This window comes from Moorena producens PAL-8-15-08-1, from assembly GCF_001767235.1.
Taxonomy (GTDB): domain Bacteria; phylum Cyanobacteriota; class Cyanobacteriia; order Cyanobacteriales; family Coleofasciculaceae; genus Moorena; species Moorena producens_A.
Genome location: NZ_CP017599.1, coordinates 1,590,646 through 1,606,211, shown reverse-complemented (window position 1 = coordinate 1,606,211; position 15,566 = coordinate 1,590,646). Strand labels below are relative to the sequence as shown.

The 15,566-nt window shown below is 44.2% G+C and carries 12 protein-coding genes and 1 tRNA gene; 7 read left to right on the top strand and 6 right to left on the bottom strand.

Annotated elements, in window-relative coordinates:
* Window positions 1-126: 126 nt before the first annotated feature.
* The 3 genes from BJP34_RS06130 to petB all read right to left on the bottom strand — a co-directional run bounded on the left by BJP34_RS06130 (window position 127) and on the right by petB (window position 2,811).
* Window positions 127-1,272, bottom strand: coding sequence for a glycosyltransferase family 4 protein (locus BJP34_RS06130; protein WP_193431313.1), 1,146 nt, complete (start codon window positions 1,270-1,272; stop codon window positions 127-129).
* Between the two features lie 288 nt (window positions 1,273-1,560).
* Window positions 1,561-2,043: a cytochrome b6-f complex subunit IV gene (petD, locus tag BJP34_RS06125; RefSeq protein ID WP_009149162.1), complete on the bottom strand. Its 483-nt coding sequence runs from the start codon at window positions 2,041-2,043 to the stop codon at window positions 1,561-1,563.
* A gap of 99 nt (window positions 2,044-2,142) precedes the next feature.
* Window positions 2,143-2,811, bottom strand: a complete 669-nt coding sequence (gene petB, locus BJP34_RS06120) for a cytochrome b6 (protein WP_070391575.1) — start codon at window positions 2,809-2,811, stop codon at window positions 2,143-2,145.
* A gap of 220 nt (window positions 2,812-3,031) precedes the next feature.
* On the opposite strand from petB, the gene ctpA reads away from it, so the two are divergent.
* Window positions 3,032-4,267 (top strand): carboxyl-terminal processing protease CtpA, encoded by a 1,236-nt coding sequence (gene ctpA / locus BJP34_RS06115; protein ID WP_070391574.1) that lies wholly within the window; start codon window positions 3,032-3,034, stop codon window positions 4,265-4,267.
* A gap of 44 nt (window positions 4,268-4,311) precedes the next feature.
* Here ctpA and BJP34_RS06110 read toward each other — a convergent pair whose 3' ends face one another.
* Window positions 4,312-5,040 carry an MBL fold metallo-hydrolase gene (locus BJP34_RS06110; RefSeq protein WP_070391573.1) on the bottom strand — a complete coding sequence of 243 codons (729 nt, stop codon included), beginning with the start codon at window positions 5,038-5,040 and terminating at the stop codon, window positions 4,312-4,314.
* Window positions 5,041-5,090: 50 nt separating this feature from the next.
* On the opposite strand from BJP34_RS06110, the gene BJP34_RS06105 reads away from it, so the two are divergent.
* The gene (locus BJP34_RS06105; protein WP_070391572.1) at window positions 5,091-6,587 is read left to right on the top strand and encodes a site-2 protease family protein; all 1,497 of its coding nucleotides are present in this window, start codon (window positions 5,091-5,093) and stop codon (window positions 6,585-6,587) included.
* A 262-nt stretch (window positions 6,588-6,849) separates the two neighbouring features.
* Window positions 6,850-8,214, top strand: coding sequence for an FADH(2)-oxidizing methylenetetrahydrofolate--tRNA-(uracil(54)-C(5))-methyltransferase TrmFO (gene trmFO / locus BJP34_RS06100; protein ID WP_070391571.1), 1,365 nt, complete (start codon window positions 6,850-6,852; stop codon window positions 8,212-8,214).
* A gap of 451 nt (window positions 8,215-8,665) precedes the next feature.
* Here the strand turns inward: trmFO and BJP34_RS06095 are convergent, their stop codons facing one another.
* Entirely contained in the window at window positions 8,666-9,007 is a 342-nt protein-coding gene (locus tag BJP34_RS06095) for a hypothetical protein (protein ID WP_070391570.1), read from the bottom strand.
* 643 nt (window positions 9,008-9,650) lie between these two features.
* Between BJP34_RS06095 and BJP34_RS06090 the strand changes: the two genes are divergently transcribed.
* The 3 genes from BJP34_RS06090 to BJP34_RS06080 all read left to right on the top strand — a co-directional run bounded on the left by BJP34_RS06090 (window position 9,651) and on the right by BJP34_RS06080 (window position 13,906).
* Window positions 9,651-10,940 (top strand): murein hydrolase activator EnvC family protein, encoded by a 1,290-nt coding sequence (locus BJP34_RS06090; RefSeq protein ID WP_229424267.1) that lies wholly within the window; start codon window positions 9,651-9,653, stop codon window positions 10,938-10,940.
* Window positions 10,941-11,080: 140 nt separating this feature from the next.
* Window positions 11,081-11,153: transfer RNA gene (locus BJP34_RS06085), tRNA-Arg, on the top strand.
* A 221-nt stretch (window positions 11,154-11,374) separates the two neighbouring features.
* On the top strand, window positions 11,375-13,906 hold the full coding sequence (locus BJP34_RS06080) for a sigma 54-interacting transcriptional regulator (protein WP_070391568.1): 2,532 nt from the start codon (window positions 11,375-11,377) through the stop codon (window positions 13,904-13,906).
* Window positions 13,907-14,035: 129 nt separating this feature from the next.
* On the opposite strand, the gene BJP34_RS06075 is transcribed toward BJP34_RS06080, so the two are convergent.
* Window positions 14,036-14,659 carry a Uma2 family endonuclease gene (locus BJP34_RS06075; protein ID WP_070391567.1) on the bottom strand — a complete coding sequence of 208 codons (624 nt, stop codon included), beginning with the start codon at window positions 14,657-14,659 and terminating at the stop codon, window positions 14,036-14,038.
* Between the two features lie 179 nt (window positions 14,660-14,838).
* Here BJP34_RS06075 and BJP34_RS06070 point away from each other — a divergent pair, with 179 nt between their 5' ends.
* Window positions 14,839-15,405 carry a Uma2 family endonuclease gene (locus tag BJP34_RS06070; RefSeq protein ID WP_070396517.1) on the top strand — a complete coding sequence of 189 codons (567 nt, stop codon included), beginning with the start codon at window positions 14,839-14,841 and terminating at the stop codon, window positions 15,403-15,405.
* Window positions 15,406-15,566: the final 161 nt, after the last annotated feature.

Here is a 15,566-nt window from a genome sequence, read left to right as displayed (position 1 = left end):
CTGCTGATGCTCCACGAGGGGCTTGTGACCCGCTGAAAACCCATAAACCAAGCTTTCCCTATTCCCAGGCTTGATTCTGGCTTTATTACTAACAAGGATGGGGATGTACGGGAATCAGAACAATGTTTACGCAAAATCGAGGAACTCTTTTAACTGCTTTGTCAGAGCCTCTTTACTAAATAACCCTAGGGATTGTTCTCGTAACCACTCACCATCACAGCGTTGATCCTCTCCCTTGAGAATTTCAATACAAGCCGCAGCCACTGCATCGGGGTCTCGATAGGGAACTTGCCAACCAAGCTGACCATCTTGCAACGGATCAGCAGAACCATCAGAATCCCCAGAAAGGACAGGTTTACCACAAGCCATGGCCTCTAGGTATACAATACCAAAGCCTTCTTGGGAGGGCATGACGTAGGTATCAGCCACTCGGTAGTGTTCCACTAATTCTGGTGTAGGGACAAAACCAGCAAAGACCACCCGATCCGCAACACCCAAATCTTTGGCTAGCTGTGCCAGTCTGGGTTGATCATCACCACGACCAATGACTAGATATTTAACCTCTGGAAAGATGTTTGCGATCGCAGGAAGTGCTTGAATGGTAACATCTACTCCTTTATAAATATCCCCAGACCACAGACGGGCCACAGTCATCAACACCTTAGCACCAGTCAGACCATACTTTTCGATTAAGGCTGGTGATTTTGGACCGGGAGTAAACCTATTGCCATCAACAGCACAAGGCAACATCTTGACCTTTTCAGGATTTAGCTTATTGGCAGCACAAGCGCGATCGCGACTGTAACGACTAATAGTCCAAATTGCTGCTGCCCGCTCTAGGGCGTTACGTTCTTTTAGGGCTAAAGGTTTCCACACCTCTTTGCCATAGGTCAAAACTGTATAGGGAATCCCCAGACTATTGCACAACAGCTGAGTCAGGGGAGCCAGTTTGATATGACCGCAGAAAACGTGTTTGGGACGTTTTTGCCATAAATAAAACCCCAGCGCTAGTGTTAAGCGAACACGCCCTAGGACAGGAGGCTTGGTTTTCAGGTAATGGAATCTGAGTGGGTAGACATCAAAGGGATTGTCACAACCTAGACCATCCCGCAGCAAAAATATTTCAGCCCTAGAACTGTTAACAGACTTAGCAGCAACAGACAAATATGCCTCGAAAATATCTTTGACGTAGGATTGGATGCCCCCTTCACACTCAAAAATCTCTAGAAAAATGAATACGTAGTTAGATGCGGTTTTCTGTGTGTCGCTCAAATTCGTTAGTTTTGAATTCGATTCACCTATCTTAGCCTCGAAGTATTTCTAAAAGCATTAGGGATATTAGGGAAAAACAAGGGAGCACTTGTAGCCATCAAAGACAGGGTTACGATACTTGGCAGGGAGGAAATTCTCGGAAATTCCTATCAAACAAAAATCCCACGGCTCAAAGTACGTGGGATTTTGACAAAAGCTTTTTTAAAGGACTAATCACTAACCACTGGAAATCCCACAAACTCTAGTTAAAACTCTAGTTGTAGGATCAGCCTGATGGTTAGGCTTATCTTAAAACAGACCCCAAGTCAAAGACTGATCAATGGGTAAGGTAGCACCAACACCAAGCCAGATGGTGACTAGGGTACCAAATAAAAATACCGTAGTTGCCACTGGACGGCGGAATGGGTTCTGGAATTTGTTCACACCTTCGATGAAGGGAACCAGCATCAGACCCAAGGGAACTGATCCCATAGCAGCAATACCCAAAAGTTTATTAGGTAGAATGCGCAAAATTTGGAAAACAGGATATAGATACCATTCCGGGAGGATTTCTAAAGGTGTGGCAAAGGGATCTGCTGGCTCACCAATCATAGCTGGATCAAGCACAGCTAAACCAATGCATAAAGCAATGGAACCCATGATTACCACTGGGAAAACGTAGAGGAGGTCATTAGGCCAAGCTGGCTCGCCATAATAATTATGACCCATCCCCTTGGCTAGTTTGGCACGTAAAATGGGATCGTCTAGATCCGGCTTTTTAAGAACTGACATTGCTTAAATTCTTCTCCTTAATAAGTAAAGGTAAGCAGGTGGCAGCAGGAAGGTTTGCATTTAGTTTTAACACTTTCCTGACTTTTAGTCAGTACAGATTTACAACGGACCAGAAATGCCCTGTTTGCGAATCATCAGGAAGTGCAGCAACATGAATACAGCGATAAACCAAGGTAGAACAAAGGTATGTAGACTGTAGTAGCGACTCAGGGTACCCTGACCTACACTAGTACCACCGCGCAGCAGTTCAACGATTAAAGAACCAACCACGGGAATAGCTTCAGGAACACCAGATACAATCTTGACCGCCCAGTAACCAACTTGGTCCCAAGGCAAGGAGTAGCCAGTCACACCGAAGGAGACGGTAATTACTGCTAAAACTACCCCTGTCACCCAGGTCAGTTCACGGGGCTTTTTGAAACCACCAGTCAGATAGACCCGGAAGACGTGCAAAATCATCATCAGCACCATCATGCTGGCAGACCAGCGGTGAACAGAGCGGATCAGCCAGCCAAAGCTCACTTCAGTCATAATGTACTGTACAGAGCTAAATGCCTCAGCGACCGTCGGCTTGTAGTAGAAGGTCATGGCAAATCCAGTAGCGAACTGGATTATAAAGCAAGTTAGAGTAATTCCACCCAGGCAGTAAAAAATATTAACGTGGGGAGGTACGTACTTTGAAGTGATGTCATCGGAAAGTGCCTGAATTTCCAGACGCTCCTCAAACCAGTCGTATACTTTCGAGTCAGTGATTTGCTTAGAAAACATGAGGCCAGAGTTTCCGAAAGGATTTTGCCGTCAGACGTTGAATGTCGGAGTCTTCAACTCCCTAAGTTACAACGAATACAGCCTATATGTTACATGATGTTAATTTTAACATGACTTGCTTCATTAATTTGCCGTAAACTCTGGCGGTTACAGCCCTAATATTATACCTGATAGCGGTTACAGGTAATATAACTTAACAAGTACTCTAATAATTTTGATCATGCACAAACGATCCTTGTGGGTTGGACTCCTACTAACCTTGCCCATCATGCTATTGTCTGCCTGGTGGACACCAACAGCAGCTGCCTTCTCTCAGGAGCAAAGGCTTTTTTCCCAAGCTTGGCGGATTGTCTCTCAATCCTACGTTGATGATACCTTTAACCATCAGAATTGGTGGTTGTTACGTCAGAAGACCTTGAAAAAGCGGCTGCCTAATCGTGAAGCTACTTATACTGCCATAGAAACAATGTTAGGGAGTCTTGGGGATCCCTTCACACGATTGCTCAGACCCGACCAATATCATAGTTTGCAAATCAACACCTCTGGTGAACTCTCCGGTGTCGGGCTACAAATTGCCATTGATGTGGAAACTGGTGAGTTAGAAGTAATCACCCCAATTGCTCAATCACCAGCAGATTTAGCCGGTATCCGAGCACGGGATCACATCCTAGAAATTGATGGCATGCTGACTAAGGAAATGACTCTAGATGAAGCGGCAGCAAGGATGCGTGGAGCAATTGGTACAACGGTTACCTTGAAGATTCAAAGCAAGAAAGAACAGCCAAAATTGGTGGAAATAGTGCGCGATCGCATTTCCCTAAATCCAGTGTATGCAGTGCTCGATACCCAGGAAAATAGAGACCCAGTCGGTTATATTCGTCTGTCTCAATTTAGTGCCAACGCCCCAATGGAAGTTGCCCACGCTGTTGCTCAATTCAAGGAGATGGGTGCCCATGGCTATATTCTTGATCTGAGGAATAACCCAGGGGGTCTATTGCAGGCAGGTATTGAAATTGCTCGCCTCTGGTTAGATCAAGGCACTATTGTTTACACCGTTAACCGCCAAGGCACCATTGGTAGCTTTGAAGCCTATGGTGACGCTCTTACGCAAGACCCCTTGGTCGTATTAGTTAATCAAGGCAGCGCCAGTGCTAGTGAGATTCTAGCTGGGGCTTTACAGGACAATGGTAGGGCAAAGCTAGTAGGGGAAAAAACCTTTGGCAAAGGGTTAATTCAGTCGTTATTTGAACTAATCGATGGGTCAGGATTAGCAGTTACCGTTGCCAAGTACGAGACCCCCAATCACCGGGATATTAATAAATTAGGGATTGAGCCAGACTTGGAGGTGCCCTTAGAAGCAATTACTATGAGCCAAGTGGGAACGAAAGCAGATACTCAGTATCAGGAAGCAATCAAGTTGTTGAGTTCTGATACTTTTCTAGCTAAGGCAAGTTAGGTGGTCATTACATAATGGCCTCAGAGCATCAGGCCGTCAGGGCGTCAGATATATAACTCTTCTGGGTTTTTCAACTTCGCGCTCACTTCTGATAAACGCTCTGTAGCTTGGTCAATCACCCCTTTGCCTCGCAAAAAACCAGTATTGGCACCAGGACAGATAAATTGAAGAGTCTCTGGGGTAAAACCCTTAAGCAAAGATTGCACATTCCGAATCTGTCTTGGCCAATGAAATGTTTTCGGGGTTCGCAGGGGCAACAGTTCTCCTTGTTTACTAGGAAGCAAATGACGCCCAGAAAATAGCACACCCCCGGCACCAGTGTAGTAAAGACAAGAAGAACCAGGAGAGTGACCAGGAGTCCAAATCACGTAGCAGCAGGGATTTATAGTCAACTCCTGGTGAAATGTAACTACGTCCAATCCCGGCAGTAAGTAAGCCTCTTGTTCTTGAATCAGGACTTGGCATCCCATACTCTCCTGAATTTCCTTTGCTTTACCAATACCACCGCGATGGGTAATAAACAGTAATGAGACTCCCCCTTGCTCACGCAAAAATTGTTGGTTAGTCTCATTCCAGGCAGGACAATCAATCAATAGGTTGAAGGAATTTCCTACAATAATATAAGCCGTACCACCTAACGTATCTCGATTGGGTGGAAAAGCAAAAATGGTATCTAGAACAAGGCGTGGTGGCTTGGATGCAGCAGGTTGCTGATTAGAAGATGCGCTTGGCGTAACATTAAAATCGCCTTTTGCTGGAGTATCGGGTTGCACAATGCTTGTAGTTTAATTGTAGTTTTTAGTAGACGGTGTGATCTTTCATCATGGAACTCTGGCTACTCCCATTTATTTTACTCGCTGTGATCACTTACTTCGTTATCCAGCGAAGCGTTGCTAGCCTCACTCGGACACCAGTCTGGTTACTGTGGCTGGTAATGATGACTCCACCACTAGTCTGGATTGGTTGGACTCTGTTCAATGGTGAGAACACACCAATACCACCAGCCCTATTGCTCGGTCCATTTGTCATTTGCTTGCCATTGTACTGGCTGCTGATTCAATGGGGACGCTCAGATCCCAATTCAACCATGACCAAAGAGAATCCTACTAAAACAACTACCTCAGACCCGGTCGCCAAAATTTCATCGGCAACTGAAAAGTCAAGCCTTCGTCCTATAACTAAAGAAGAAGAAAAAGACCTCAGAAATTGTTTTCCCTGGGGAATCTACTATCTCCAGAATATTGAGTACCGACCTCAAGTGGTGTTGTGTCGCGGCAAACTCCGCACTAACCCAGAGCAAGCCTACCGTACCGTGCGGTCAAATATAGAAGCCGAGTTTGGCGATCGCTTTTTCGTAGTCTTTCAAGAAAGCTTTAGCGGCAAACCCTTCTTTGCTCTAGTGCCCAATACCAAAAAATCAACCAAACCTTACAGGGGGTCTCAATCATTAACGCGACCTGGTTTAGCATTGGGGCTGATGGTGATTACCTTGTTTACCACCACCTGGATGGGAACTCAGATAGCTGGGGTGTCGGAAAATCCCCTTACTGACCCAGCGCTTTTACTGCAAGGATTGCCCTATGCCGTGGCCTTAATGGCAATTCTCAGCATTCATGAACTCGGTCATTATTTTGCCGCAATGGTTTACAAGGTGCGTACAACTCTGCCGTACTTTATCCCGATACCCTTTTTATTCTTGGGAACATTGGGAGCATTTATTCATATACGCTCTCCTGTTCCTAACCGTAAAGCCTTATTTGATATAGGCATTGCTGGTCCACTAGTTGGCTTCGTGGTTACCCTACCAATCCTAATGTGGGGATTAGCCCATTCCACTGTAGTGCCGTTGTCTGACTCTTCAGGAATCTTGAACCTAGAATCCCTCAATCCCCGATTTTCCCTTTTGCTAAGCTTACTAAGTAAATGGGCATTGGGCAGTGAATTTGTCTCGAACACAGCCATTAACCTTCATCCTGTGGCAGTCGCTGGTTATGTCGGTTTAGTTGTTACTGCTTTTAATTTAATGCCAGTGGGACAACTGGATGGTGGGCATATCGTCCATGCCATGTTGGGTCAAAGAACTGGTATGACCATTGGTCAAATTACCCGGCTGTTAATGATGCTCCTAGTATTTATCCAGCCAGAATTACTCCTGTGGGCAATTATTCTTTTATTCATGCCAGTGGCAGATGAACCAGCCCTTAATGATGTTTCAGAACTTGACAACTGGCGAGATTTGTGCGGAATCATAGCATTGTTAATTTTAGTCAGTATTATTTTGCCAGTACCAGGAACAATCACTCAATTGTTAACTATTTAGTCAGATACTGCCCCGTTAAAAATTAAAATTGAGTAGTGAAAATTGAGACTATAAAATTGTTAATTGTAAATTTGATAGTAACAGTTAAAAATTAACAATTAACAATTGAATAAAGTGGTTGTAATAGTAATGAGGTAGACAGGATTTTTCTCCTACTCCCTACTCCCTACTCCCTACTCCCTACTCCCTACTCCCTACTCCCTATTCCCTACTCCCTACTCCCTATTCCCTACTCCCTATTCCCTGTTCCCTTTGCTATATAATGACTAATGACAAACAACAAGTAAATGTTATCGGTGGTGGACTAGCGGGTACAGAAGCCGCTTGGCAAATTGCTCAGGCTGGAGTACCAGTGGTGTTGCACGAAATGCGACCAGTGCGACTATCCCCGGCTCATCATACGGTCGAATTGGCAGAACTAGTATGTAGTAATTCCTTTGGTGCTAAGTCAAGCGATCGCGCTGCGGGTTTGTTGCACGAAGAATTGAGACGCCTTGGTTCAATTATTATTGGCAAAGCTGATCAACATGCTGTTCCAGCTGGGGGTGCCTTAGCTGTAGACCGAGCAGTATTTAGTCGGGAATTGACGGAAACCTTAGCTAGTCATCCCCTGATCGAGTTGCAACGGGAGGAAGTTCCGCAAATTCCGACCACAGGGGTGGTGGTACTGACAACCGGTCCGTTGACTAGTCCTGCTTTAGCCGAAGACCTGCAACAGTTCACTGGTTTAGAATACTTTAGTTTTTTTGATGCTGCATCACCGATTGTAGTGGGGGAATCCATCAATCGTGATATCGCCTTTATGGCATCCCGGTATGACAAAGGAGAAGCTGCTTATCTTAATTGTCCCATGAATCGGGAGCAGTATCGTCACTTCTGGGAAGAACTGTGTGCAGCTCAAAAGGCGGAATTGAAAGACTTTGAGCAAGAAACTGCTAAATTTTTTGAAGGGTGCCTACCCATTGAGGAGATGGCTCGTCGCGGGGAAGATACTATGCGCTATGGTCCTCTGAAGCCAGTGGGACTGTTTGATGCCCGTAAGGGAGACTTCCGCGCTCCAGAAAATCAGCACCAGCGTCCTTATGCTGTGGTACAGCTGCGACAGGAAGATAAAACAGGTCAGCTGTGGAATATGGTGGGATTCCAAACCAATTTGCGCTGGGGTGAGCAGAAACGGGTATTTCGACTGATTCCAGGTTTGGAAGAAGCAGAGTTTGTGCGCATGGGGGTGATGCATCGGAACACGTTTCTGAATGCTCCTGAGTTATTGCAACCAACCCTACAGTTCAAAAAACGGTCTACTTTGTTGGCAGCTGGTCAATTGGTAGGAACAGAAAGTTATACAGCAGCTGCTGCAGGAGGGTGGCTGGCTGGTACCAATGCAGCGCGATTGGTATTAGGATTGGAACTGGTAACGATGCCACCCACTACGATGATGGGAGCGTTGTTTGAGTTTATCAGTTCCGCATCACCCAAGCATTTTCAGCCTATGCCACCAAATTTTGGGATTTTGCCCGAATTGCCAGTGCGGATAAAGAATAAGCGAGAACGGTATGGAGCATATCGCGATCGCGCTTTGGCAGATCTTAATGATTGGTTGAGTAGGCTGCGCGTATCAGCAGCTTAAAAATTGTTATATTCTAACAACATAACTTTGACTTATTCTGACTCGAAGCTCCTGAATTGAGATTACTAAATTTTAGAGCTTTTAAGTGAACGTGCAAGGAAGCATTCAGTCCTCAGCCGTGAGTTAAAAGCTCACGCTGCGCGAACAGCCGTCAGCCATTCGCGAATGGCCAAGGCTCACGCTATTGTTCGCGCAGCGTGCCCGTAGCGCAATCGGGGCTTATTTGATTTAAAAAAACATCAATTAGTGTAGCAATAAGCCTTTAGCTGAACGCGCACGCGTGCCCCTAGCGCTAATCGCTGACCGCTGATAGCTGATAGCTGACGATGGAAGATATTAAAATGGGCAATGGCTTAGGAGTAATCCTAGTTACAAATTTACCATTACCCAAGTTTTACAATACTGATATTATCGGATATAATATCAGTATGATTCAATTTATATGTCCCAATTAAGTTCGGTATAGCTCAGGTGAAATCCCTGTTTTATTAGGATCAACCTCTGGTTGATTAACTAAATAATCTTTTTTTATAGAACTCTTCTCCAGATTAGCAATCGGGGCAACGATTGGCCAAAAAACGGTTGCTATCGTCAACACTATCCAAGATATGCGGATTTGCTCAGGAGATAAATTAGTGTCTTTCTGGAAAGCTTGAAACCAGATCGAAAAAAAGTAGAGAGCGCCAGAAACGTAAAATCCTGCTAGTACCGTCATAACAAAAATTAATCCTAATATTGGTTTAATTACAAGTTTTAAGTCGGTCTGATTGACTGAAAACTCTGATGATATCAAGTCCGGTTAATTACTGTTTTGTTAACTATTCCCTTGATGTTTGGTAATGGGCAATGGGGAATCGTCAACTACTAATTTCCAATTACGAATTACCAATTACCCGATCAGGGATATAATCATTATTTGACCAGATTTGAGATGAGCTACCTTTACAGAGTTACCGAAAATTAGGCAAAAGTAACAGTTTTACTGAAAAAAAGTCTCAATTCCCCCAAAGTGAACAGTTAGGGAACGGGTAAAGGGGAATTGAGAACAGAACGATTAAGTCTTCTGTTGCCTATTGTCATCTCCCCAAAAAACGAGATATATACTGTAATTCACGGAATTTAAACCCGCTGTATACTTGATTTCCCTTACTTAAATAGACTAGAGGACTGAGGTTTGCGCTGAGGTTGTTGCTAGGGTTTGTGGTGTTTACTTTGATGTATGATTTCCCAGCTCAAATACCTTAGATACCTAAATAGTAAACACTAGTCCCCATAATGACAACACTAATGGTTTACCCTCAGTCTTAACTATGGGGCAGCAGTAGTAGATAATATCCAAGGAGTGTTTAACTGTCGTCAGGATAAATTGATCTACAACCGTTGACAGCTGTATTCGGGAATTTTTTCGATGATTGTTCACAATACTGAGATAGTCTGTGGTTAAGGAAATTCGGCAGAGGGGAATTTATACGAAAAAGTTCAACGCCTTTGGTAGGGTTAGGGATTGGTATGGCTTACATGGGATAGGGAGAGTTTGTTTAGGCTGTGTGCTTTGGCTGCTAATCGTCACAATTCCAGGGAGTACTTCTCCCTCAACCAACCCAGAAGTAGTAAACCCAGGAGCAGTAAACCCAGGAGCAGTAGATACCCTGCAACAAATACAGCAACATATTGAGCAGCAGCGGTCTACTATTATTAAGGAAAGCGATCGCATATCTAATGTGGAGCAATCTGCCCAGAAGAAGCTGGGTGTGATTGAGCTTAATCTCAAGTCCACTGATACGGCTAACCAGGATTACAATGGGCAAATCCAACTGGCTAACCAGGGTCTAGACCAGTTGCAGGAGGATTTAGCAATTGCCGAGAGAAGCTATTACGAAAAGCGTGCTGCAATCATTGCTCGACTGCGTTTTCTACAGCGCCAGCCCACTGCTGAAGTTGGATCGAATATCCTCCTCAAAAGTCAAGATATCAACGAATTTCTGGCTCAACGCCGCCGATTGAAGTTAGTCTATCAAACAGACCAGAAAATCTTAACTAGTTTAAAAGCTGAAGCCGACAGCATTAACCAACGCAAAACCGAGATAGAGGCTCAGAAAAACCGAGTTTCTCTACTTAAACAGCAACTCCTAGCCAAAAAGAAGCAGTTTCAAGCTCAGCTCAAGACACAGCAACAACTGATTGAGCGACTTAATTCTAACCGAGAAGCTTTAGAAGCATCCCAAGCTCAGTTAGCAGAAGATTCTAAAAATCTTGTGATCTTGATTCAACGAGAGATTGCCCGTCAAAACAAGATTGCGGCAGCTAGGAAGGCAAGGCTTCGCAAAACGGTTATTTTTAATACTGGTCAGCTGCTTTATCCCAGTAATGGCTCCATTACCAGCAGTTTTGGTTGGCGACGTCACCCCATTCTAGGTACATCTCGGTTCCATTCTGGGATTGACTTTGGGGCTAGTTATGGCAGTACTATTCGAGCAGCAGATAGCGGTACAGTAATTTTGGCTGGTTGGTATGGTGGTTATGGCAATACCGTAATTATTGACCATGGCGACAGTATTGCTACCCTCTATGGTCATGCTAGTAGACTTTTGGTGAGTAAGGGAGAATCGGTGAAACGAGGAAATGCGATCGCAACCGTTGGGTCTACGGGTTTCTCTACCGGTCCCCACCTCCATTTTGAGGTTCGTAAGAACGGTGAACCTGTCGATCCAGCCAGTTATCTCTAGCCAATGGCACAAGCTTAGGCAGATTTAAAACAGTTTACACTTTTCGGTGCTCAAGTGGTGTATAATTAGTAATTGCAATAGTGTGCTATTATCAAAGCTAATCAAATAGAGTAAGGCTTGATATAGTCACTCAAGCACAAGGGCGCGTAGCTCAGTGGATAGAGCACCAGATTCCGGTTCTGGGTGTCGGGGGTTCAAATCCCTCCGTGCTCGTTTAGATAACTTGATATAGCAATCCGAAATTGAATTCTGATGAATGGTTAGCTCTGGCGTTAGGCACGACCAGAGCTTAACTGCCGTGAAAGTTGCAGATTTACTTATTACTATTCAGTTAAAAATTAATAAGTAACAAGTAATAATTAACAAAACTTCCCTAACCATAATAATATTTTGACTAACTGAACTTCCCATCACTGTCTATCCTGGAGCCAATCATGACCCTTTCAGACTTAGTGACGTGGCTAAAACAACGAACTGCTCTAAGTATGTTGACTCAGGAGGTGTTACAGAATCTAGCACCTAAGCTCGAAGAGCGGATTTTGCCAGCAAACCAAACCTTAGTGCTAGCCAATACCCCTCCCCCAGGATTATATATTCTCCGCTCAGGTCGGATTGAAAGCAATCCTGAGGATTGGCAAGCTGTGGGTTTACTCCCTGGGGCAGTGATTAATCTAGAAGCTATATTATTGAACAAACCTGTTGAGCAAACCTTAATTACCCTCAACGAATGTCAGTTTTGGTTTGTCAGTGCTTCCGAATTTCGGGCACTCGTGGAACACTATCCAGAAATTACCCAAGCTTTCTCCCAACAACTGGCTGAAGAAGTAGAAGAGTTATCCGCTCAGCTAGCCTATGAACAAGAGCGTCAAACTATCTTACGACCGTATCTGGTTAGTAAAGCTAAACGGGGGATTATTGGGAAAAGTCGCTATGGGGTGCGATTGCGATCGCAAGTAAAACAAGCAGCGGAAAACCGCGAATCGGTGATAATCTTCGGAGAACCTGGACTGGAAAAAGATAACATAGCAGCCTTGATTCATTTTAGTTCTCCCTATCGCAGAGAAGCGATGATTAAAGTCGATTGCTCTAAATTACAAGCTAGGGGAGCAGAATTATTTGGTCGTGCGGGGGGGAAACCTGGGTTAATTGAAGCCTTAGGTCAAGGAACTTTACTATTAAATAATATTCAAGAACTTCCTCCAGAACTGATTACACCAATTGCTAATTTACTTAGAACCAATACCTATACTCCAGTCAGCCGTTCCCAAAACAGTAGAGATGTTACAGTCAACGTCTCTACCAGTCAGGCTCGGATTATCATGATTGCCGAGAGAAAACTGCCAGAGATTGATTCAGTGGCAGGACAATTGATTAAAGTGCCACCATTACGGGTACGAAAAGCTGACATTGGTGATATAGTCAACTACTATATTAGTATCATATCTCGTGCTAAATGTATTAATAAAAACCGGATAACTCCCGAAGCATTACGGCGATTACAGGCTTATGATTTTCCCAATAATCTCAGGGAATTATTTAATTTAGTTGAACGAGCCATTGTGCAGTTAGAAGGATGTTCAGAACTAACTGAAGAAATTATCTGGCCTTCCCAAAGTAAGAAAAAGAAATTTCGTCTCAATCTCTTAAATGCTTATCCAGGGTTACGTCGCTTTCTCCGCAGCCCTTGGTGGCCAGACCGGATTAATTATGGCTTTACCTTAACGGCTTTTGCGATTATTGTTGCTATTTTATTTATCGGACCTCAGAATCGTCAAGAAAATTTTGCGCTTAATTTATTCTGGGCGTGGTGGTGGCCCTTAGTATTAATTAGTTTTCCCTTTGTGGGTAGGTTATGGTGTGCAGTTTGTCCATTCATGATTTATGGGGAAGTTACTCAGAAAGTATCCCTGTGGCTATTTCCCCGTAAGTTAAAACGTTGGCCCCGAGAACAAGCTCAAACCTGGGGAGGATGGTTTTTGTTTGGCTTATTTTTCCTGATTTTATTGTGGGAAGAATTGTGGGATTTGGAAAATACCGCTTATCTTTCCGCTTGTCTACTGTTATTAATTACAGCAGGTGCGATGATATGTTCCGCAATTTTTGAGCGACGCTTCTGGTGTCGCTATTTATGTCCCATTGGCGGCATGAATGGCATGTTCGCTAAACTAGCGATAACGGAATTACGAGCACAACAAGGGATATGTTCAGCGGAATGTAGTACCTATCAATGTTATAAAGGTGGTCCAGAAAAAGGAGAGGGCATGGAAACTGATGGCTGTCCTTTGTACTCTCATCCAGCACAATTAGAAGATAACCGGGATTGTGTGTTGTGCATGACCTGTTTGAAAGCCTGTCCCCATCGTTCAGTAGAAGTGAATTTACGTCCTCCAGGCATTGAATTGTGGACTACCCATGTGTATCGCAGTTATGAGGTAGCCTTGTTATTATTATTGTTAGGAGCAGTGTTTTTGCACCGTTTACCAGAATTGCAAGAAAACCTGGGGTTAGGGTGGGATTTGAGTCAGTTTTGGACTCATGGTTTGCTTTCGGTAACAGTGTTGAGTTTACCAGCAATTTTGCCACTATTGGCTCAAGGAATAAGGGTAGGATTATATCAGGTAAAAGAAATTCGTAAGCCAAGTTCTTTTGTTAAATTAGCTTATGGATATTTACCCTTAGTGTTAGCTGGTAATTTGGCTCATTATTGGCGGCTTGGTTTAGGAGAAGGGGGAAAAATTTTACCGGTAATGTTTGCCACCTTTGGATTGAGTGGTGAAGGATTACCTGTGTTGGTAGCCCATCCAGCAGTAATTGCGTTCTTGCAGGGAACTACGTTAATTGCTGGAGTGCTTTTATCCCTGTTTTTGACCCAGAAGATAGGGCGTCAACCGTTTAGTTTGTTATTACCACACCATGTGAGTACGATAGTTTTAGGGATTAGTTTGTGGTGGATTATTGTTGGGTAAGCATTAAGCTATCAGCCGTGAGCTAAAAGCTCACGCGTGCGCGTTCAGCCGTCAGCTGTCAGCCACGCTACGCGATTAGCCCAAAGGGCTACGCTACGCGAACGCAGTGCAGTTAAAATCACGTAAAGGTCACGGTAATAGGTCTTGCACAGTCAACGAACCAATGGGAGAGCCATCGATTAGAACAGACACTTGTTCGGAGGGTTTGTAATCTTGACGTTGTTGATAGGTTGGCGTTGTAGCAAGATCAATGGGTTGGGTATAAACTTCGAGTTGCTTGTCGATCAGATTGACAATCCAATACACTGAAATACCTGCGCGAGCATAGATGCCTTTCTTTAAGGTTCGGTCTCGTTCTAGGGTGGAGTCAGCAATTTCAACCACTAAAGCTAGGTCTGAAGCACCAGGATGGCGGTCAAGATAATCGCGAGTATCGCCTTTAACAATCACGATATCTGGTTCTGGCTCACTATTTTCTAAAGTAATTGGTTCTTGTGCATCTACGTACCATCCGTTTGGAATAATCGCTTCCAGTGCATTCCGAGTTAGTTTCGTAGAGGCACGATGTGGTGGATTTTTCGGCATTTTAGGAATTAGCCACCCTTCCAGCAGTTCCACTGGGTCATCTTCGCCCAGGATACCCCAGCGAATCATCTGGTGGTATTGTTCAACCCTAAAGCGCCAGACCGGTTCAGTTGGTACAGCTAAAGGCTGTCCAAGGTTTTTTCCCCTCGATTGAGTAAAGACAGACACAAGGTTACGACTTCTTGTTTTTGCCTTTTATCGTAGCATTGCAAAGCCTAAGAGATTGCCCCAGAGGTAATCAGGTAATGGGGTCTGCTAGATAATTAAAATGTGTAGCACTATTTTTTGCAATCGGTATATACTGAAGCAACTGACACCAGATACATGATCTCGGGGTCCCTATGAAAATGCCACAACTCAAAACTCTACTTACCCTAGAAGAATTTCTGGCAATGCCTTCAACCGATGTAACCTATGAATTAGTTGATGGGGTTGCAGTACCGAAAATGTCTCCTAAACGTTTTCATGCTAGGGTAACTGGTGCTTTATATACACTTTTGGATCAGTGGTGTCAGGAAAAGGGTGAAGTCAATCCAGAGTGGGCAATAGTCTTGCAACGTCACGGTCAAGACTGGGTACCTGTGCCTGATTTAACCTACATTTCGGTTGAGCGTCTGCCCTCAGAAGTGATAGAAGATGAGCCTTGTCCAGTACCCCCAGAGTTAGCCATTGAAATTATCTCACCAGGACAAACCTTTGGGCAATTAGCCGAGAAAGCAACCGATTATTTAGAAGCGGGAGTGTTGCGAGTTTGGGTTGTTGATCCTCAGGCGAGAAGTATCACAATTTTTTATCCAGATGCGCCACCACGGACTTATACCAAAGCTGCGCTGATCACTGACTCGCTTTTTGAAGGTTTGGAACTTACTCCTCAGCAAGTGTTTGGGAAAGCGAGGTTACCTCAGAAGGGTTGAGGTTTTCCTTTCTGTTATGCCAATTGGTGTCAAGCCAATTTCCAAAAATATTGCTACAATCTTGGAGTATAACTAGACATTCATCACCTCATCACCACCTCAGCCCATCACCATCTGTCCGGTGGCTCACCTTTATCCTGAGACTTGCAGTTAGGGATTAG

Coding starts and splice junctions, on each gene's coding strand:
- petD (WP_009149162.1), bottom strand. CDS start 2,043: ATGTCAGTTCTTAAAAAGCCGGATCTAGACGATCCCATTTTACGTGCC.
- petB (WP_070391575.1), bottom strand. CDS start 2,811: ATGTTTTCTAAGCAAATCACTGACTCGAAAGTATACGACTGGTTTGAG.
- ctpA (WP_070391574.1), top strand. CDS start 3,032: ATGCACAAACGATCCTTGTGGGTTGGACTCCTACTAACCTTGCCCATC.
- BJP34_RS06105 (WP_070391572.1), top strand. CDS start 5,091: ATGGAACTCTGGCTACTCCCATTTATTTTACTCGCTGTGATCACTTAC.
- trmFO (WP_070391571.1), top strand. CDS start 6,850: ATGACTAATGACAAACAACAAGTAAATGTTATCGGTGGTGGACTAGCG.
- BJP34_RS06080 (WP_070391568.1), top strand. CDS start 11,375: ATGACCCTTTCAGACTTAGTGACGTGGCTAAAACAACGAACTGCTCTA.
- BJP34_RS06070 (WP_070396517.1), top strand. CDS start 14,839: ATGCCACAACTCAAAACTCTACTTACCCTAGAAGAATTTCTGGCAATG.